Here is a 19,226-nt window from a genome sequence, read left to right on the forward strand (position 1 = left end):
ATCAGTCGACGGGCCGGTTCGCCTCAAGGTAGGCGAGCGCGTCGGCGGGTTCGGCGGCGAAGTGCATCAGCTCCGCCAGGGGGCGGGGCAGGAAGCCCTCCTCCTCCATGCGGTGGAACTGCTGCTCGATGCCGTCGTAGAAACCGGCGGTGTTCAGCAGGACGACCGGCTTGTCCGTACGGCCGTGCTTCTTCAGCTCCAGGATCTCGGTGGCCTCGTCCAGGGTGCCGGTGCCGCCGACCATGATCACCACGGCGTCGGCCTTCTCCAGCAGGAGCCGCTTGCGCTCCGCGAGGTCGGACGCGATCACCATCTCGTCGGCGCCGGGGCGGGCCTTGTTCGCGAGGAACTCGACGCAGACGCCCACCAGCTTGCCGCCGGCTTCGTGGACGCCGTCCGCGACGACCTTCATGAGACCGGTGTCGGAGCCGCCCCAGACGAGGGTGTGGCCGCCCTTGCCGATCAGTTCCCCGAAGGCGCGGGCCGGCCGGGTGTAGCGCTCGTCCAGGTCGGCGGCGGAGAGGAAGACACAGATTCGCATGAGGTCAGGGTAGGCGGGAACAACCCGGCCCCCGCCGCTGTCATCCCTGTATGGCTTCTGGACACACGATCACCATCGAGAAGAGCGACCAGCGCGTGCGCGTGGTGCACGGCGATCTGATTCTGGCCGAAAGCGATCGGCCCCTCGTCCTGCGCGAGACCGGCTCCCCGGTGCGGTACTACATCCCGGCCGAAGACGTCCGGCTCGATCTCCTGACGCCCTCCGAGTCGCACACCGTGTGCCCCTTCAAGGGCACCGCCTCCTACTGGTCCCTGCCGGACGCGCCGGACCTGGTGTGGGCCTACCCCGACCCCAAGTCCGACGTCGCCCAGATCAAGGACCACCTCTGCTTCTACGACGTAGAGGTCACTGGCTGACGGCTGCCGTGTCCGCCGCCCGGACGGTCGACGCGATGGTCGCCGAGCCGACGACCCGGGTGTCGTCGTACAGGACGATCGCCTGGCCGGGTGCGACGCCTCGGACCGGCTCGGTGAACGTGACGCGCAGTTCGCCGTCGACGAGTTCGGCGCTGACCTCGGTCTCGCCGCCGTGGGCGCGGAGCTGGGCGGTGTAGAGGGCCGGGCCGGTGGGGGCGGTGCCGCACCAGCGGGGCCGGATCGCCGTCAGCGCGCTGACGTCCAGGGCGGCGGCCGGGCCGACCGTCACCGTGTTGTCGACCGGCGAGATGTCGAGGACGTAGCGCGGCTTGCCGTCGGCCGCCGGGGTGCCGATCCGCAGTCCCTTGCGCTGGCCGATGGTGAAGCCGAACGCGCCCTCGTGGGTGCCGACCTTGGCGCCGGACTCGTCGACGATGTCGCCCTCGGCCTTGCCGAGCCGCCGGGCCAGGAAGCCCTGGGTGTCACCGTCGGCGATGAAGCAGATGTCGTGGGAGTCGGGCTTCTTCGCCACCGCGAGGCCCCGGCGCTCGGCCTCGGCGCGGATCTCGTCCTTGGTCGTCAGGGTGTCGCCGAGCGGGAAGAGCGCGTGCGCGAGCTGCTGCTCGTCCAGGACGCCGAGGACGTACGACTGGTCCTTCGCCATGTCGGAGGCCCGGTGCAGCTCGCGGGAGCCGTCGGGGAGCGTCACGATCTTCGCGTAGTGGCCGGTGCAGACGGCGTCGAAGCCCAGGGCGAGGGCCTTGTCGAGCAGGGCCGCGAACTTGATCTTCTCGTTGCAGCGCAGGCACGGGTTGGGGGTGCGCCCCGCCTCGTACTCGGCGACGAAGTCCTCGACGACGTCCTCGCGGAAGCGGTCGGCGAGGTCCCAGACGTAGAACGGGATGCCGATGACGTCGGCGGCGCGGCGGGCGTCGCGGCTGTCCTCGATGGTGCAACAGCCCCGCGCGCCGGTGCGGAAGGATTGGGGGTTCGCGGAGAGCGCGAGATGGACGCCGGTGACGTCGTGGCCCGCCTCGGCCGCACGGGCGGCGGCGACGGCGGAGTCCACGCCGCCCGACATGGCGGCGAGGACGCGGAGGGGGCGGGTGCGCTGCGGGGTGTCAGTCATAGCCCCTCCAGGGTAAGGGGACGCGGGAACCGGGGCCCGCGAGTATCCGTTGGGGATCACATGGGGGCGACGAGCGGTGATCGGGACCGGCGGATCGGGCGGCGGGCGCTGCTGGTCGGCGGGGCGGCGGCGGCCGCGGGCACGGTGGCGCTGACCAGGGACGAGCTGACGCGGCTGTACTGGCGGCTGCCGGGGGTGCGCAAGGCGCGGGTGGCGGGCGCGGTGGACTTCAGGGGCGCGCGCTGGGTGGCCGCATCACCCGCGAACTACCGGACGGCGAACCGGCCGGACGACTACCCGATCGACCGGGTGGTCATCCATGTCACCCAGGGCGGCTACGCGAGCGCGGTGAAGGTCTTCCAGGACCCGGCGCACGAGGCGGCGGCGCACTACATCGTGCGCAAGGACGGGCGTGTCACCCAGCTGGTCCGGGAGCTGGACGTGGCGTTCCACGCGGGCAACCGGTCGTACAACGAGCGCAGTGTCGGCATCGAGCACGAGGGTTTCGTGGACCGCCCGGAGGACTTCACCGCCGCGATGTACGCGGCGTCGGCGCGGCTGACGGCCGCGATATGCCGGCGGTACGGCATGTCCATGGACCGGGAGCACGTGATCGGTCATGTGGAGGTGCCGGGGACGGACCACACCGACCCGGGCGAGCACTGGGACTGGGAGCGCTACATGGGTCTTGTACGGCGGGTCGGACAGTCCTGAGCCACGGTTCCGCATGTGAGTGAATCGTTATCCTGTGCTCGCTCTGCGTGCCGTCTGTGTCCGTTGCGTCCCCCACCCCGGGCGCCAGCTGGGTCTGGTCAACTCCGGCTCTTCGCAAGGGAGTTAAGCATCACCAGCATCCATGGCCGCCGCACAGTCCGCCCGCTCTCCTCCTAACTTCGCCTCAGATTTCACACAGTCCCCAGGTCAAACATCCCCGCCATGACCCACACCTCAGAGCCCTCCTTCGAGACGGGCGGCAGCGAAGAGCAGGGCACCCGCGGCAGGCGCCGGCGCGCCAAGGGCGCGGAGCACTCCAGGGCCGGGCGCGTCACCGGGGCCGAGCACTCCAAGGACGCGACGGCCAAGCGCGGCAAGGGCGTTCACCGGCGGAAGTTCCTCGGCGGCATGGCCGGCGTCGGTCTGGGCGCGGTCGCCGCGGGCGGCGCGACCTTCGCCCTGCTGACCGACGCCAGCGGCAACAAGGCCGGCGCCGCGACCAACACCGCCACCCTGTCCATCCCGGACCTGCTGGAGGGCAGCACCTCCGACAGCACCACCACCTACACGATCGAGGCGCAGACCGGCAGCGCCGAGGTGCTCAGCGGGGTCACCAGCACCACCGCGGGCTACAACCAGTCCTTCCTCGGCCCCACCATGAAGTGGACCAAGGGCAACACGGTCCTCCTGAACATCACCAACAGCCTGGGCGAGGACACCACCGTCCACTTCCACGGCGCGCACGTGCCGGCCAAGATGGACGGCGGTCCCCAGGTCGCCTTCTCCGACGGGGAGATCTGGTCGCCGACCTTCGAGGTGCTCGACGAGCCCATGACGCTCTGGTACCACCCGCACGCCCTGGGCACCACGGCGAAGCAGGCGGTGCACGGCCTGGCCGGCATGATCATCGTCGAGGACGACGACAACACCACCAGCGCCGCGCTGCCCAGCACCTACGGCACCGACGACATCCCGCTGATCTTCCAGTGCCTGGCCGTGGACGACGACGGCGACATCAAGTACGACCTGACCGGCTACCTCAGCGGGGACCTGAACTACCCGCTGCTGGTCAACGGCACCAACGTCGACGACACCACGCTCACCTTCTCCGCGACCAAGACCCGCACCCGGTTCCGGCTGCTCAACGCCTCGCCGTCGGACATCATCACCATCCAGCGCAGCGACGGCGGCACGATGTCGCAGATCGCCACCGACCAGGGCTATCTGTCCGCGGCCGCGGACGTGACCGAGATCCGGCTGGTGGCCGGCGCCCGCGCCGAGATGGTCATGGACCTCTCGGACGACGTCACCCTCCAGGCGGTCGTCACCACCGGCTGGGTCCGCGGCGGCAGCGGCACGTACGACTTCCTGACCGTCGCCGCCGGCGGCACCGACACCCCGGACGACCTGCCCGCCTCGCTGCGGACCATCGACCGGTACGACACCAGCGACTTCACCGCCCGGACCATCACCCTCGGCCAGAGCGGCACCACCATGACCATCAACGGCTCGGCCGGTACCAGCATGAGCTCGATGGCCATGATCAGCACGACCCTCGGGTCGAAGGAGATCTGGACGATCAAGAACGGCACGCAGCTGGAGCACTCGTTCCATCTGCACGACGTGCCGTATCAGCTGATCTCCATCAACGGCGACGATCCGACCGGCGTCGAACTCGGCTGGTACGACACCTACGAGGTGGTCGGCGGCGGCTCCATCGAGATCGCCATGGAGTTCACCGACTTCACCGACGACACGTACATGTACATGCTCCACTGCCATCTGCTGCAGCACGAGGACGAGGGCATGATGGCGTCCCTCATGGTCACCGAGAGCTAGCCCGAACCTGGCTCTCGGGACGGCTGCCGCCGGCGGTGGAAGCGCCGGCGGCAGCCGCTCGGGCCGCCTTCGTCGCCGGGCCTCAGCTCAGCCCGGCGACCCTGGCCCGCTCCACCGCCGGGCCGATCGCCTTGGCGACCGCCTCCACGTCGGCCTGGGTGGAGGTGTGGCCGAGCGAGAAGCGCAGGGTGCCGCGGGCCAGGTCCGGATCGGTCCCGGTGGCCAGCAGGACATGGCTGGGCTGGGCCACCCCGGCCGTGCACGCGGAGCCCGTCGAGCATTCGATGCCCTGGGCGTCGAGCAGCAGGAGCAGCGAGTCGCCCTCGCAGCCGGGGAAGGTGAAGTGCGCGTTGGCCGGCAGGCGGTCCACCGGGTCGCCGCCGAGGATCGCGTCCGGTACGGCCGCACGCACGGCGTCGACCAACTGGTCGCGCAGGGCGCCGATCTCGCGGGCGAACCACTCGCGGCGCTCGACGGCGAGGTTCGTCGCGACCGCGAAGGAGGCGATCGCCGGGACGTCGAGGGTGCCGGAGCGGACGTGCCGCTCCTGGCCGCCACCGTGCAGGACCGACACGGGGGTGTACTCACGGCCGAGGAGCAGGGCGCCGATGCCGTACGGGCCGCCGACCTTGTGGCCGGAGACGGTCATCGCGGCGAGGCCGGAGGCGGCGAAGTCCACCGGGGTCTGGCCGACGGCCTGGACCGCGTCGGCGTGCAGGGGGATGCCGAACTCGCTTGCCACGTCGGCGAGTTCGCGGACCGGCAGGATCGTGCCGATCTCGTTGTTGGCCCACATGACGGTGGCGAGGGCCACGTCGTCGGGATTGCGGGCGATCGCCTCGCGCAGCGCCTCGGGGTGGACCCGGCCGTAGGAGTCGACGGGGAGGTACTCCACCGTCGCGCCCTCGTGTTCGCCGAGCCAGTCGACCGCGTCGAGGACCGCGTGGTGTTCCACCGGGCTGGACAGGACGCGGGTGCGGGCGGGGTCGGCGTCACGGCGGGCCCAGTAGAGGCCCTTGACCGCGAGGTTGTCGGCCTCGGTGCCGCCGGAGGTGAAGACGACCTCGCTGGGGCGGGCGCCGAGCGCTGCCGCGAGGGTTTCCCTGGATTCCTCGACCGTGCGGCGGGCCTTGCGGCCGGAGGCGTGCAGGGAGGACGCGTTGCCGGTGACGCCGAGGGTGGCGGTGAGGGCTTCTACCGCCTCCGGGAGCATCGGGGTCGTGGCGGCGTGGTCGAGGTAGGCCATGATGACGACGATTCTACGGGGGGCTTCGCCATGGAACCGAGGGGCGCCGTGGTCGGCTCGGCCGGTGGGTCACCGCGGGCCGTGCGGGGCTGGTCGCGCCCACGTGGCGGAGCCGCACATGGACACAGCCCCGCGCCCCTTTGGGGCGCTTCCCTGAACGAGGCTCCCAGGGTGAACGAGGCTCACAGGGTCCCGCTCACAAGCTCCAGGACACCGTGTTCGAGATCTCCATCGCGATGGCGAGGACCGCCAGGTCCGCGACGCCCAGGGCCAGGCCCAGGTATGCGCGGCCCTTGCGCTGCGTGCCGCGCCACAGGGAGACCAGGGCCAGGACGATCGCGATCGGGCCCAGGAACAGGTTCAGGACGAGGAGGCCGAGGAGGCCGAGGATGAAGGACGCCACGGCCATGCCGTCGGCGTCGCGGGTGCGGGGTTCGGGGCGGGTGGTGGCCGGGGCGGTGAGGTGCAGCATGGCTCAGCTCCTGGAAGTCGTGGTGGACGGTCAGTTGGCCGAGGTGCGGCGCCGGCGGGCGTTGCGCTCGCGGAGTGCGAAGACGGCCAGCCAGACGGCGATCACGGCGGCGAGTCCTGCGGTGACGTCGAGCGGCGCGTGGGCCACGGTGCCCAGCACCACGCCGAGCAGCATGAGTGCGGCGACGAGGAACAGCATGGGATTCGATCCCCCCTCCGTTAAGTTTGGGTGAACGGTTGTAGTAACACTTGTTCACTGACTTTGAGTCTAGCAACTCCGACGGCTTTTCAATTCCGGAGAACAGTTGTTAACTGGATGACATGAGTCACACCCTCGGCATCCGACAGGCCCAGAAGCAGAAGACCCGCCAGGCATTCCTGGACGCGGCGCTGGGGCTGCTGGAGGAGCAGAGCCTGAGCAGCCTGGGGCTGCGCGAGGTCACCCGGGCCGTCGGCGTCGCCCCGACCGCCTTCTACCGGCACTTCCGCTCCACCGCCGACCTGGGCGTCGCCCTCGTCGACGAGGCGCTCGGCAGCCTGCACCCCATGGTCCGCACCACCGTCTCCACGCCCGGCCCGGAGCGCATCACCCGCGCCGTGCGGCTGATCGCCGACCATGTGGCCGCGCACCCGGCGCACGTCCGGTTCATCGCCCGGGAGCGGCACGGCGGGGTGCAGCCGGTGCGCGAGGCCATCCGGGACCAACTGGCCCGGTTCGCCGAGGAGGTCAAGACCGAGCTGGCCAAGGACCCCGAGGCCGCCGGGTGGAACGACGACGACCTGCTGATGCTCGCCCACCTCTACGTGGACCAGATGCTCATGACCGCGTCCCTGTTCCTGGAGACCCTGGAGTCGCCGGAGCCCTCGGAGGCGGAGCGGCAGCGCGTCACCCAGGTCGCCGCCCGCCAGATGCGTCTGATCAGCCTCGGCCGGCAGCACTGGCTGGACTAGGGACTGTCCGGGCGACGCGAAGGGGCGGTGCGCCCGTTCGCCGGACGCGCCGCCCCTGCCGTACGACGCCTGCTGTCAGCTCTTCGTGGCCTGCCGGGTCGGAGCCCCGCTGGGCGCCGCGCCGCCCGCGCCGGGCCCGCGCTGACCGCCGCCGCAACCGCCGCCGCCCTGACCGCCGCCGGGGCCGCCCTGGCCGCCGGCGCCCGGACCGCCGCTCGGCATCCCGGTGGGGGTACCGGTCGGCTGGACGGTGGAGTTGCCCGTGGGCGCGCCGGAGGGAGCACCGCTCGGCATCCCGGAGGCGTTGCGGGTCGGCATGCCGGACGGCGCCTGACAGGACTGCGACTGGCCGGAGTTGCCGCTGCCAAAGGACGACGACGAGTCGCCCGAGCCGCACGCGGTCAGCAGCAGCGGAGACACGGCGAGCAGGGCGACCGCGGGGACGAGACGTACACGCTTCATGAGAGACAGCTCCATAAAGGATGAGGGAGTCCTGAGGCGTGGCACTCAACCAACGGTGCTTAGGGCGCACTTGGGGCCGCCCTGTCCCCGGCCTGTGACTCGGGTAAAGGGCGGCTCAAGAAAACGCGCTGACCTGCTACTTTCCGGATGGTCGCGGTCTACTCGCTGGTACGCGTCCGTGACAGAACGGGGTCCCCGCGGATACGTCAGCCGAGCCGGACCCGGGCCAACTGCCGTGACTGGGCGACCAGTCGGTCGGCGCTGTCCCAGACCTCGGCGTCCTCCTCCAGGAAGCCGCCGGCCAGGTTGCGGGTGGTGATGGAGACACGCAACGGGCCCGGGGCGGGGCGGTGGCGGACGTGGACGGTGAGTTCCACCGTGGGGACCCAGCCCTTGAGGCCGATCTCGAAGGCGGTGGGCGGCAGCGCGTCGACCGCCAGGAGCAGGGCGAGCGGGTCGGCGTCGCGGCCGTCGGCGAGCCCGAACCAGGAGCGCATCTCGCCCTTGCCCGAGGGGGCGCCGAGGGCCCAGCCCAGGGTCGACGGGTCCAGCTTCAGCATCAGGCGTTCGGTGATGGCGGAGCTGCCCTCGACCGGGGCGGGTCCGTCCTCGGGCCCGAAGCACTGGTCCATCGGCGGGATGGCCGGCGGGGTCGCCGTGGTGCGGACGTCGTCGGGGAGGGCGGCGAGATCGCCGTAGGAGGCGAGGACGCGGATGCGTTCGACCTCGTTGCCGTCGTCGTCGTACTGGAAGAGCGAGGCCTGGCCGGTGGAGAGGGTGCGGCCGGTGCGGACGGTGTCCGTGCGGATCACGGCCGCGCCCGGCTGGGACGCGGTCAGGTAGTGCGCGGAGATGGTGAACGGGTCCGGATGCGGCAGCGTGTCCGCGAGGGCCCGGCCGAGGACGGCCAGCAGATAGCCGCCGTTGACGGCGCTGATGATGGTCCAGCCGGCCGAGAGGTCGATGTCGTAGACCCCGGGCGCGCGCCGGGTGACCGCGGTGTCGCGGTCGAACTCGCTGTCGCCGATCACGGCCCGCGTGGAAGCTGCTTCTGGCATGGCTGAACAGTACAAGAATTGATTACTAAGCGGTAGCTTTTGTGATCTACATACCAGCAGCCCGGCCGGTAAGGGATCCACCCGCCGGGTGAGGTTCCGGCAATTTCTAGGTAAGTGTCCGGACACGTCCGTAACCCGGAGCCCGGAATTCCCCTCTATGGGGTCATGAGCCTCACCGGGACTCCGTTCCTCTACACGACCATCGTCCTGTCCGTGGTCGCCCTCATACTCCCGCTCGTCCTGTGGTCGAGGATGCGCGGGCCCCAGGCCGTGCGCACCGCGGCCCGGGTCCTGATGCTGCTGTTCGCGCAGGCCACCGCGGTGACGCTGATCTTCGTGCTGGTCAACAACCAGAACGACCTGTACGACAACTGGGCCGACCTGCTCGGCACCGGCGACCACGTCCAGCAGGCCGCCAACCTCGGCCAGGACGGTACCGGCGGCATAGCTCTGAAACGGTTGCCCAAGGTGAGGCAGAGCTTCACGGCGTCCGAGGGGCCGGCCATGCGCGCGGCCGGCGGGGTCCGGGTCACCCAGCTCAAGGGCCGGGTCTCGGGCGTCAACGCCGAGGTCTACGTCTGGCTGCCGCCCCAGTACGACGAACCGGAGTACCGCTACCACCGGTTCCCGGTGGTGGAGCTGCTGCCGGGCTATCCCGGCTCGGCCAAGGCCTGGTTCGGTTCGCTGAAGGTGCACGAGCAGCTGCTGCCGCTGATGCGGAGCGGCCGGGTCGCGCCCTTCATCCTGGTCGCCCCGCGCACCAACCTGCTGGCGGGCGTGGACACCGGCTGCGCCAACATCCCGGGCACCGTGAACGCCGACAGCTGGCTCAGCGTCGACGTGCCGAAGATGGTGACCGACAACTTCCGCGCCGCCGCGGCCCCGGCGAACTGGGCGGTCGCCGGGTACTCGGCGGGCGCGCACTGCGCGGTCAAGCTGGCCGTCGCCCACCCGGACCGCTACCGGGCCGCGATCAGCCTGTCGGGCTACAACGACCCGATCGGCGAACGCAATTCACTCGCCGCGCAGAGCGTGACCCTGCGCGAGCGGAACAATCCCTACCTGTTGCTCCGGAAGGCGGCCGCCCCGCCTCGGATCGCCCTCTACGTCTCCGGCGAGTCCGGCGACGGCTACCAGGCCGGAGTGGCGCTCGAACAGATCGCCAAGGCGCCGACCACCGTGCATGTGGTGTTCCTGCCGCGCAGCGCGGGCGGTCACAACATGGCGCTGTGGCGGCCCCAGGTCCCGGCCGTCTTCGAGTGGCTGACGGTCAACATGGGCCAGAGCCACGTCAGGGCCGGTACTACTCCTCGCGAACCGTCGTCCGGCGGTTCCACGCACGCGGCGCTCGCCAGTGGAACCGCATCGCGAGCAGGCGCAGCACGAAAGCGGTGACGACCGCGAGCCCGCTGGTGAACGGGGTCAGCGCGTCGTAACGGATGCACACCGCCACCATGGTCGCCCCGACGATCGCCGGGACCGCGTACAGGTCGCGGTCCCAGCGCAGCAGCGAGGGGACCTCGTTGGCGAGCACGTCCCTGAGCACACCGCCGCCGACCGCGGTGGCGAGCCCCAGGGCGACCGAGGCGGTCAGGTTGAGGCCGTAGGAGTACGCCTTCGTGGTGCCGGTCACGCAGAACAGGCCGAGGCCTGCCGCGTCGAAGACCAGCACCGACGACTGGATGCGCTCGACGTGCGGATGCAGGAAGAACACCACGAGCGCCGTGAGCAGGGGGGTGATGAAGTACCCCAGGTCCGTGAAGGCGGCCGGGGGCACCGCCCCGATGATCACGTCCCGGAAGATCCCTCCGCCCAGCGCGGTGACCTCGGCGAGCACGGCGATGCCGAAGACGTCGAAGTTCTTGCGGACGGCCAGCAGCGCGCCGGAGATCGCGAACACGAAGATGCCGATGACATCGAGCGTGTGCTGGACGGAGGGAGTGAAGAGTTGCTGGAGCTGCACCCTGACATTGTGACCTGTCAGGGTGCATGAACCTTACAAAGCCAGGCTCACAGGGCGGGTTTCCCTGGGGTGAACAGCCAGGTCCGGAAGAGGTCGTCGAGCTGCTGACCGGAGACCTTCTCCGCGAGCCGGATGAAGTCGGCGGTGTCGGCGTTGCCGTACCGGTGCAGCTTCGTCCAGGCGGGCAGCAGCTTGAAGAACGCGGTGTCCCCGATCCGCTCACGCAGCATCTGGAGGGTCATCGCGCCGCGCTGGTAGACGGCGGAGGCGAACATGGTGTCGCGCTGCGGGTCGGCGACGACGGTCCCCCAGAACGGGTTGTCCGCGGCGCGGGAGTTGTAGCCGGCCAGGAAGGAGTCGTGGGCCGAGCGGGTGCCCTGGTGCTCCGCCCACAGCCACTGGGCGTAGGTGGCGAAGCCCTCGTTGAGCCAGATGTCCTTCCACTGCGCCACGCTCACCGAGTCGCCGAACCACTGGTGGGCCAGCTCGTGCACGATCGTCGTCTCGTTGCGCACCGCCGAGTAGGCCGGCTTGCTCTGCACCTCCAGCGAGAACCCGGCCTCCGGCATGTCGTCGACGATGGCGCCGGTCTCCTCGAAGGGGTACGGCCCGAAGATCTGCGACCAGTAGTCGGTGGCGGCGGCGGTCACGGCGTACACGTCGACGCTGTTGCTGTTCGCGAGGACCGGGTCGATGGCGACGTAGATCGGGATGCCGGAGGGCGTCTTGCCCGTCCGCACGTCGAACTTCCCGATGGTGGCGGTGGCGAGATAGGTCGCCATGGGCCGGCTCTCGCGCCAGTGCGTGTACGTCGAGGCGCCCTTGTCGTACGTCGAGACCAGCCGGCCGTTGGAGACGCCGGTCAGGCCCTTCGGGGCCTTGATCCGGATGTCGTAGGTGGCTTTGTCGGAGGGGTGGTCGCTCGACGGGAACCAGGTGGAGGCGGCGTTGGGCTCGCAGGCGACGAAGACGCCGTCGGTGGTCTTCATCCAGCCGTAGTCGGAGCCGAAGACGATGGGGCCGCTGAGGGGTTCGGGGACGCCGCCGTAGGTGACGGAGACGGTGAAGTCGCGGCCCTTGGACAGCGGGTTCCTCGGCGTGATGGTGATCTCGTCGCCGGTGCGCGCGAACTGGGCGCGTCTGCCGTTCACTTCGACACGTGTGACCTCCAGCTTCTGGAGGTCGAGATCGAGGGAGGAGAGGTTCTGGGTGGCGTGGGCGGTGAGCGTCGTACGGCCGTCGAGACGGTCGGTGTCCGGGTTGTACGCCACGTCGAGGTCGTAGTGACGGGCGTCGAAGCCGCCGTTGCCCAGCTCGGGGAAGTAGGGGTCGCCGATGCCGGGGGTGCCCTGGGTGGGGGCGGGGGAGGCGGCTATGACAAGGAAAGAGGCCGCCGCTGTCGCGAGGGCCCCTAAACGTGCCGAACGGGAGAGTTTCATGAGTCGTCCCTCTCGAGCGTGTGCCGATAATCGGACACGGACGACTCTGCAGGCTCTCGTACGGTCATGTGCATGACTTTGCCAACTTGTCATGCGTCACCGGCCGGTTGACTCCTGGCTCTCGTGACACGTCGGCTTCCGGCGCCGGGGTCACCTCCGCGCCGACGCCGACCGGGAGACGGTGCGTGGGAATTACGGCGACCACGGCATGACATGAAGAAAGTACCGGCAGGGACGGACCCTGCCGGTACTTCCGCGTCGCACTTCGACAAGCGATCAGTTCCGCTTGTCAGTCGGCTCCTGGTCCTCGGCCTCGGCCGGTTCCTGGCTCTCGGCCTCCGCCGACTCCTGGTCCTCGGCCTCGGCCGGTTCCTGGCTCTCGGCCTCCGCCGACTCCTGGTCCTCGGCCTCGGCCGGTTCCTGGCTCTCGGCCTCCGCCGGAGTCGCGGCTTCGGCGACCTCCGCCGCCACCGCCGCCGACGTCTCCGCGGACTCCGCGAGCACCTCGGCCGCGACCAGCTCGGCCGCCTCCTTGGCGACCGTCAGCAGAACCGTGTCCTGCGGGGCCTGGTCGGCGAAGTTCTCCGGGTGGTGGCAGGCGACCTGCTGACCCGGCTTCAGCTCGACGAGCTTCGGCTCGGTCGTCTTGCAGATCTCCGTCGCCTTCCAGCACCGGGTGTGGAAGCGGCAGCCGCTCGGCGGCGAGATCGGCGAGGGCACGTCACCCTGGAGCAGGATGCGGTCGCTCTTGGCGTTCTTGCGCCGCGGGTCCGGGATCGGCACCGCCGACATGAGCGCCTTGGTGTACGGGTGCATCGGCGCCTTGTACAGCGACTCGCGGTCGGCCAGCTCCACGATCTTGCCGAGGTACATCACCGCGATCCGGTCCGAGACGTGCCGGACGACCGAGAGGTCGTGCGCGATGATCACGTAAGTCAGACCGAGCTCCTGCTGGAGGTCGTCCAGCAGGTTGACGACCTGCGCCTGGATCGACACGTCCAGCGCCGAGACCGGCTCGTCCGCCACGACCAGCTTCGGCTTCAGGGCGAGCGCGCGGGCGATGCCGATGCGCTGGCGCTGACCGCCGGAGAACTCGTGCGGATAGCGGTTGTAGTGCTCGGGGTTGAGGCCCACGACCGACAGCAGCCGCTGGACCTCCGCCTTGATGCCGCCCGGGGGCGTGACGCCCTGCAGCTTGAAGGGCGCTCCGACGATCGTGCCGATGGTGTGGCGCGGGTTCAGCGAGGAGTACGGGTCCTGGAAGATCATCTGAACGTCGCGGCGCAGCGGACGCATGCCGCCCACCCCGAGGTGCGTGATGTCCTTGCCCTCGAACTCGACCTTGCCGCCGGTCGGTTCAAGGAGCCGGGTGATCAGCCGGCCCATCGTCGACTTGCCGCAGCCCGACTCGCCCACGACGCCCAGCGTCTCACCGGCCCTGACCTCGAAGTCGAGGCCGTCGACCGCGTGCACGGCGCCGACCTGCCGCTGGAGCAGGCCCTTCTTGATCGGGAAGTGCTTCTGGAGCCCGGTCACCTTCAGCAGGGTCTCGCCGGGGGTGGCGTCCTTGGTGAGGGTGGCACCTTCGCTCTGCGCAGGGATGGTCACCGCTTTGTCCTCGCTCACAGCTTCGGCGCAATCTCTTCGGTCCAGATCCGCTCCCGCTGCTCCTGCGTCATGTGGCAGGCGGCCCAGTGCTGGCTGCCGACCTCGGTCAGCTCGGGGCGGACCGTGCGGGTGACGTTGTCCTTAGGAACGTCGGCGTACGGGCAGCGCGGGTTGAAGGCGCAGCCGGACGGGACGTTGATCAGGGAGGGCGGGGAGCCCTTGACCGGGATCAGGCGCTCCTGCTGCTCGCGGTCGAGCCGCGGCATCGAGCCGAGCAGGCCCCAGGTGTAGGGGTGGCGAGGCTCGTAGAACACCTTCTCGGCCGGGCCACGCTCGATGCAGCGGCCGCCGTACATCACCAGGATGTCGTCGGCGAGCTCGGCGACGACGCCCAGGTCGTGGGTGATGATGATGACCGCGGAACCGAACTCCGTCTGCAGGTCCCGGATCAGGTCGAGGATCTGCGCCTGGACGGTCACGTCCAGGGCCGTCGTCGGCTCGTCCGCGATGAGCAGCTCGGGGTTGTTCACCAGCGACATCGCGATCATCGCGCGCTGGCGCATACCGCCGGAGAACTCGTGCGGGTAGCTGTCGACGCGCTTGTCCGGCTGCGGGATGCCCACCCGGTCGAGCATCTCGACCGCACGCCGCTTCGCGGTCTTCTTGTCGACGTCGTGGTGGATCCGGTACGCCTCCACGATCTGCTGGCCGATCGTGTAGTACGGGTGCAGCGCGGACAGCGGGTCCTGGAAGATCATCGCCATCTCCCGGCCGCGCAGCTTGCGCACGTGGTCGGGGTCGGCGGACAGCAGCTCGGTGCCGTCCAGCCAGATCTCGCCGGAGATCTGCGCCTTGCGCCGGCCGTACTGGCCGGCGGTGTGCAGGCCCATGATGCCGAGCGAGGTCACCGACTTGCCGGAGCCGGACTCGCCCACGATGCCGAGGGTCTTGCCCTTCTCCAGCGTGAAGCTGAGCCCGTCCACGGACTTGACCAGGCCGTCGTCGGTCGGGAAGTGCACCTTCAGGTCGCGCACTTCCAGGAAGGACGTCGGGGCGGGCGAAGCGGAGGTGGGCTCGCCCACGGCGGCCCCGCTCTTGCTCAGTTCGGTCATGTGAGCCTCACTCGGGGGTCGATCACGGCGTACAGGATGTCCACCACGAGGTTGGCGATCAGCACCGCGAGAGAAGTGATCAGGGTCACGCCCAGGATGATGGGCAGGTCCTGGTTGCGGATGGCGTCGAGCACCGCGCGGCCGAGGCCGGGCAGGTTGAACGTCGACTCCGTCAGGATGGCGCCGCCGATGAGGGCGCCGAGGTCCATGCCGAGCATGGTCAGGATGGGGGTCATCGTGGAGCGCATGGCGTGCTTGCCGATGACGGTCTGCTCCTTGAGGCCCTTCGCGCGCGCCGTGCGGATGTAGTCCTCGCCGAGGATCTCCAGCATGGTGGCGCGGGTGATCCGGGCGTACATCGCCGCGTAGAGGAAGGCGAGGGTGATCCAGGGAAGGATCATGCCGCCGAACCAGCCACCGAAGCTCTGGCTGAGGGGCACGTACTGCGCGTCGATCCATTTCAGCCCGAAGGCGAAGATCGCCAGGCTGAGCAGACCGGTGAAGTAGATGGGGAGGGAGACACCCGCCAGGGCGACGACCATCGCACCGCGGTCCCAGATGGTGCCCCGCTTGAGCGCGGAGAGCACACCGGCCGCGACGCCGAAGATCAGCCACAGCACGGCGGCACCGAGCGCCAGTCCCAGGGTCACCGGGAAGCGGTCGGTGAGCACCGGCCAGACGGCCTGCTCGCTGCGGAAGGAGTAGCCGAAGCAGGGCGCGGCGCAGTGCGTGACGTCGCCGCCGCCCGAGTAGGTGCGACCGACGAAGATGCCCTTGAAGAACTCCCAGACCTGGGAGTAGATCGGGTCGCTCAGGCCCAGCTTCTGCCGTACGGCCTCGACGGCTGCCGGGTCGGCCTGCTTGCCCACGAAGCTCGAGGCGATGTCGACGCCCGCCCACTTGGGGACGAGGAAGAAGATGCCGAAGACCACCATGACGATGACCACGAGCATCACTGCGGCGGCGAACAGCCGCCTGATGAGGTAAGCGAGCACAGCTTACGGCCCGCCGCGGGGCCGCGGGCCACCGGAGGTCATCCGATGGCCCGCGACCACGCCGCGCCGGCCTTCACCTGCCTTTCGTGCCTGTACGGCGGGTGTGCCGGTTTACTTCTTCGGGTTCTTCAGGCCGAGGTTGACGAAGTCGTACGTACCGCTGTAGTTGTCCGTCGTGTAGACGTTCGCGAGGTTGTCGCTGCGCCAGTTGAGGAACTTCTCGAAGGTGAAGGGCAGGTAGTACGCGCCCTCCATGACCTTGTGGTTGATCTCCGTCGAGATCTTGGTCTTGCCCGTGTCGTCCAGCGTGGTGACGTACTGGTTGAACAGACCGTCGATGGTCTTGTCGTTGATCAGGGCGAAGTTGTTGTTACCGCTCTGCGCGATGTACTTGCTGTCCCACAGCGGCAGACCGAAGCCCTGGACGGTCGGGAAGTCCGGGCCCCAGCCCATGATGATGATGCCGTAGCCCTTCTTCTTCACGTTCGCGGGGCTGCCGATGATGCCGGTGGTCTGCGAACCGTCGAACTGGTCGATCTGCGCGTTGATGCCGATCTTCTTCAGCGACGCCTGCAGCGACTGGGCCGTGGCCACCTCGACCGGCTTGTTGTTGCGCACCGCGATGGTGGTGGAGAAGCCGTTCGGCTTGCCGCACGCCTTCAGGGCCGCCTTGGCCTCGGCGACGTTGCCGTTCTTGTTCGCGCCGGAGATCTTGTACGGGTCGTACTTCTGGCCCTCGGCGCCCGGGACGGACGGCGGGAGCATGTTGGTGCCGATGTCACCACCGGCGATCGGGCCACCGCGCGCGGTCTGCAGCGAGACGTGGTCCGCGCCGAGGATCACGGCCTTGCGGCACTCGACGTTGTCGAACGGCTTCACGCTCTGCGGGAAGGTCGCGTAGCGGATGTAACCCGAGACCGGGTTGTCCAGGTTGGCCTTGTGCTCCTTCAGGGCGGTGGTGCGGCCCTGCGGGGACATGCCGGTCTGGTTGATGTCCAGGTCCAGGTCACCGTTGAGCAGGCGCTGGTCCAGCTGGTTGGCGTCCGAGAAGAACTGGACGGTGATCTTGTCCGGGTACGCCTTGCGGACCGGGTCCGAAGACTGCTTCCAGTTCGTGTTGCGCACCAGCGTCAGGCTCTTGCCGGGGCTGTACGACTCGAACTTGTACGGGCCGGAGGAGAACGGCTTCAGGCCGTACTTGGACTTGGTGTCCATGTCCTGGCGGACCGGGGAGGCCGAGACCAGACCCAGCACCTCCTGGAAGTCCGAGTTGGCCTTGGGGAGGTGGAAGACGATCGTCTTGTCGTCCGGCGTGGTGATCGACTTCAGGCCCAGCTTGTCCTTGGACGTGTCCTTGTAGGGACCCTTGTACTCGCCCTTGGGGTCCAGGAAGTCCTTCAGGTACGTCGGACCGCCGGACAGCACGTCCTGCGCCCACACACGCTCGATGCCGTACTTCACGTCCTTGGACGTGATCGCCTTGCCGTCCTCCCACGTGATGCCGTCACGCAGGGTGTACGTGTAGGTCTTGCCGCCGTCGGTGACCTTGGCGAGACCGGTGGCGAGGTCCGGGGTGAGCTCGGCGCCGGCCTTGCCCGGCTCCGCCTTGCCCGTGACCAGCTGGCGGCTGTAGTAGCGCGCGAAGTCCCACATGAAGCCGTAGTAGCCGCGCGTGGTGTCCCACGAGTCGGCGTCCTGGGCACCACCGAACCGCAGCGTGCCGCCCTTCTTGACCAGGGAGGCCTGGGCGACCTTGTTGTTGGCGGCGTCGAAGCCGGCGGCGCCGGTCTTCGAACCGTTGTTGTCGTCGCTGCCTCCGCCGCCGCACGCTGCCGTGGTCAGCAGTGCGGCGACCGCAGCAGCGGCGGCAAACGCCTGCTTACGCCGCCCTGAGGTGCGTTGGGTAGTCACGATCTCGGATCCTCCGGATTAGATGAGAGACCCCGTGTTGGTGCCACGGGACGCTTTTGGGTACGGCTTGTTCAGCGGGACGCCTTCGGATCCAGCGCGTCCCGCACGCCGTCTCCGAAAAGGTTGAAGGCGAGGACGGTGATGAAGATCGCCACACCCGGGACCACCATGTACATGGGGTCGGACTCGTAGTAGTCGATGGCGCTCGACAGCATCTGTCCCCAGGACGAGGTCGGCGGCTTGACGCCGACGCCCAGGAAGCTGAGTGCCGCCTCGGTGAGGATGTTGGTGGGGATCATCATCGTCGTGTAGACGATGATCGGCGCGACGAGGTTGGGCAGCAGTTCCTTGAACAGGATGTAGAACCGGCCCGCGCCCAGGGACCGGGCGGCCTCGACGTACTCGCGCTCACGCATCGACAGCGTCTGGCCGCGCACCACGCGTCCGATGTAGGGCCAGCCGAAGAAGCCGATGACCAGGATCATCACGAACACGCGCACGTTGGACCCGGACAGGCCCAGCATGTCGTTCGGCATGACGGAGACCAGGGCGATCGTGAACAGCAGCTGCGGGAAGGCCAGCAGGCCGTCCATCACGCGGCTGATGAGCGAGTCCACCCAGCCGCCGAAGAAGCCCGCCAGGATGCCGAGGACGGTGCCGAGGACCACCGCGACGACGGCGGAGAGGAAGCCCACCAGGAGGGAGACACGGGCGCCGTAGAGGATGCGGGCGAGGATGTCGCGGCCGTTGACCGGCTCGACGCCCAGCAGGTGGTCGCCGCTGATGCCGCCCAGCGACCCCTTGGGGGTACCGAACAGCGGGTCGATCAGGCTCTCGTTGTAGGCGTCCGGGTCCTGACCGAGCAGGTGGGTGATCACTGGTGCGAGGAGGGCGACCACGATGAGGACGAGCACGACGATGCCGCCCGTGAGGGCGAGCTTGTCCCGCTTCAGGCGCTCCCAGGCGATCCGGCCCAGGGAACGCCCCTGAACGGCCTTCTCGCCGGCGGTCGCCGCCGCCGCTTCCTCGGCCGCGCTCGGGGCCGCTTCCGCGGTCGGCTCGTGCAATGGTGCCGTCATCTGGCAGGGACCCCTCTCAACCGGCTGTAGCCGGCTTGCACTTGCCGCTGGTAGCGGCATGATCACTCTCACCTGAGCAGGGGTGAACACCCCTTGGAGCGCGAGTCTTCAATGCTGCGGCGACCGGTTACCAGAGTTGGCGGTGAATGGATGCGCAACCGTGATACGAGCATAAAGTTTCGTTATCCGAACGACGGGTAACACCTGTCGGACAGGGGCAAGCCTGACAAGACGTCATATCGTCGGGTCAAAGCCCCCGGTCTACACGCGGAGACCTGGCCGCGAGCGTACTTCCGCGCCCGGGATCGCCGAGTGTCGCGTGACCCAGATC

The 19,226-nt window shown here is 69.2% G+C and carries 19 protein-coding genes; 5 read left to right on the top strand and 14 right to left on the bottom strand.

Annotation, left to right across the window (positions count from 1 at the left end; translation table 11 throughout):
• Position 1 precedes the first annotated feature (1 nt).
• Positions 2–541 (bottom strand): LOG family protein, encoded by a 540-nt coding sequence (locus ACZ4N4_RS36360; RefSeq protein ID WP_453573337.1) that lies wholly within the window; start codon positions 539–541, stop codon positions 2–4.
• Between the two features lie 50 nt (positions 542–591).
• On the opposite strand from ACZ4N4_RS36360, the gene ACZ4N4_RS36365 reads away from it, so the two are divergent.
• The gene (locus ACZ4N4_RS36365) at positions 592–918 is read left to right on the top strand and encodes a DUF427 domain-containing protein (protein WP_450765856.1); all 327 of its coding nucleotides are present in this window, start codon (positions 592–594) and stop codon (positions 916–918) included.
• Here the strand turns inward: ACZ4N4_RS36365 and mnmA are convergent.
• Complete coding sequence (gene mnmA / locus ACZ4N4_RS36370) at positions 908–2,047, bottom strand: tRNA 2-thiouridine(34) synthase MnmA (RefSeq protein ID WP_453386215.1); 1,140 nt, start codon at positions 2,045–2,047, stop codon at positions 908–910. The two genes, ACZ4N4_RS36365 and mnmA, sit on opposite strands and share 11 nt — an antisense overlap.
• 60 nt (positions 2,048–2,107) lie before the next feature.
• On the opposite strand from mnmA, the gene ACZ4N4_RS36375 reads away from it, so the two are divergent.
• Positions 2,108–2,761, top strand: a complete 654-nt coding sequence (locus ACZ4N4_RS36375; RefSeq protein WP_467596886.1) for an N-acetylmuramoyl-L-alanine amidase — start codon at positions 2,108–2,110, stop codon at positions 2,759–2,761.
• A 222-nt stretch (positions 2,762–2,983) separates the two neighbouring features.
• Positions 2,984–4,600, top strand: a complete 1,617-nt coding sequence (locus ACZ4N4_RS36380; RefSeq protein WP_467596889.1) for a multicopper oxidase family protein — start codon at positions 2,984–2,986, stop codon at positions 4,598–4,600.
• Positions 4,601–4,682: 82 nt separating this feature from the next.
• On the opposite strand, the gene ACZ4N4_RS36385 is transcribed toward ACZ4N4_RS36380, so the two are convergent.
• From ACZ4N4_RS36385 to ACZ4N4_RS36395, 3 genes are all read right to left on the bottom strand, one after another.
• The gene (locus tag ACZ4N4_RS36385; RefSeq protein WP_467596892.1) at positions 4,683–5,846 is read right to left on the bottom strand and encodes a cysteine desulfurase family protein; all 1,164 of its coding nucleotides are present in this window, start codon (positions 5,844–5,846) and stop codon (positions 4,683–4,685) included.
• Positions 5,847–6,042: 196 nt separating this feature from the next.
• On the bottom strand, positions 6,043–6,315 hold the full coding sequence (locus ACZ4N4_RS36390) for a DUF4190 domain-containing protein (RefSeq protein ID WP_360485177.1): 273 nt from the start codon (positions 6,313–6,315) through the stop codon (positions 6,043–6,045).
• A gap of 33 nt (positions 6,316–6,348) precedes the next feature.
• Positions 6,349–6,516 carry a hypothetical protein gene (locus tag ACZ4N4_RS36395; RefSeq protein ID WP_453573324.1) on the bottom strand — a complete coding sequence of 56 codons (168 nt, stop codon included), beginning with the start codon at positions 6,514–6,516 and terminating at the stop codon, positions 6,349–6,351.
• 122 nt (positions 6,517–6,638) lie between these two features.
• Between ACZ4N4_RS36395 and ACZ4N4_RS36400 the strand changes: the two genes are divergently transcribed.
• On the top strand, positions 6,639–7,268 hold the full coding sequence (locus ACZ4N4_RS36400; RefSeq protein ID WP_453573322.1) for a TetR family transcriptional regulator: 630 nt from the start codon (positions 6,639–6,641) through the stop codon (positions 7,266–7,268).
• Positions 7,269–7,343: 75 nt separating this feature from the next.
• On the opposite strand, the gene ACZ4N4_RS36405 is transcribed toward ACZ4N4_RS36400, so the two are convergent.
• Positions 7,344–7,730 carry a hypothetical protein gene (locus ACZ4N4_RS36405; RefSeq protein ID WP_467596895.1) on the bottom strand — a complete coding sequence of 129 codons (387 nt, stop codon included), beginning with the start codon at positions 7,728–7,730 and terminating at the stop codon, positions 7,344–7,346.
• Between the two features lie 206 nt (positions 7,731–7,936).
• The gene (locus ACZ4N4_RS36410; protein ID WP_467596898.1) at positions 7,937–8,788 is read right to left on the bottom strand and encodes a thioesterase family protein; all 852 of its coding nucleotides are present in this window, start codon (positions 8,786–8,788) and stop codon (positions 7,937–7,939) included.
• A gap of 165 nt (positions 8,789–8,953) precedes the next feature.
• Between ACZ4N4_RS36410 and ACZ4N4_RS36415 the strand changes: the two genes are divergently transcribed.
• Entirely contained in the window at positions 8,954–10,183 is a 1,230-nt protein-coding gene (locus ACZ4N4_RS36415; protein ID WP_467596900.1) for an alpha/beta hydrolase, read from the top strand.
• Here the strand turns inward: ACZ4N4_RS36415 and ACZ4N4_RS36420 are convergent.
• From ACZ4N4_RS36420 to ACZ4N4_RS36450, 7 genes are all read right to left on the bottom strand, one after another.
• Complete coding sequence (locus ACZ4N4_RS36420) at positions 10,092–10,751, bottom strand: trimeric intracellular cation channel family protein (protein ID WP_450765839.1); 660 nt, start codon at positions 10,749–10,751, stop codon at positions 10,092–10,094. The two genes, ACZ4N4_RS36415 and ACZ4N4_RS36420, sit on opposite strands and share 92 nt — an antisense overlap.
• A gap of 47 nt (positions 10,752–10,798) precedes the next feature.
• Positions 10,799–12,190: a M1 family metallopeptidase gene (locus ACZ4N4_RS36425; protein ID WP_453573309.1), complete on the bottom strand. Its 1,392-nt coding sequence runs from the start codon at positions 12,188–12,190 to the stop codon at positions 10,799–10,801.
• Positions 12,191–12,466: 276 nt separating this feature from the next.
• Positions 12,467–13,798, bottom strand: coding sequence for an ABC transporter ATP-binding protein (locus tag ACZ4N4_RS36430; protein WP_467596903.1), 1,332 nt, complete (start codon positions 13,796–13,798; stop codon positions 12,467–12,469).
• Between the two features lie 14 nt (positions 13,799–13,812).
• Entirely contained in the window at positions 13,813–14,910 is a 1,098-nt protein-coding gene (locus ACZ4N4_RS36435; protein WP_453573304.1) for an ABC transporter ATP-binding protein, read from the bottom strand.
• On the bottom strand, positions 14,907–15,905 hold the full coding sequence (locus tag ACZ4N4_RS36440; protein WP_453573302.1) for an ABC transporter permease: 999 nt from the start codon (positions 15,903–15,905) through the stop codon (positions 14,907–14,909). Before ACZ4N4_RS36440 ends, ACZ4N4_RS36435 begins: the two co-directional genes overlap by 4 nt.
• A gap of 111 nt (positions 15,906–16,016) precedes the next feature.
• On the bottom strand, positions 16,017–17,816 hold the full coding sequence (locus ACZ4N4_RS36445) for an ABC transporter substrate-binding protein (RefSeq protein ID WP_453573300.1): 1,800 nt from the start codon (positions 17,814–17,816) through the stop codon (positions 16,017–16,019).
• A 71-nt stretch (positions 17,817–17,887) separates the two neighbouring features.
• Positions 17,888–18,895, bottom strand: coding sequence for an ABC transporter permease (locus ACZ4N4_RS36450; protein WP_453573297.1), 1,008 nt, complete (start codon positions 18,893–18,895; stop codon positions 17,888–17,890).
• Positions 18,896–19,226 lie beyond the last annotated feature (331 nt).

Source organism: Streptomyces sp. NPDC026538 (genome assembly GCF_055567535.1).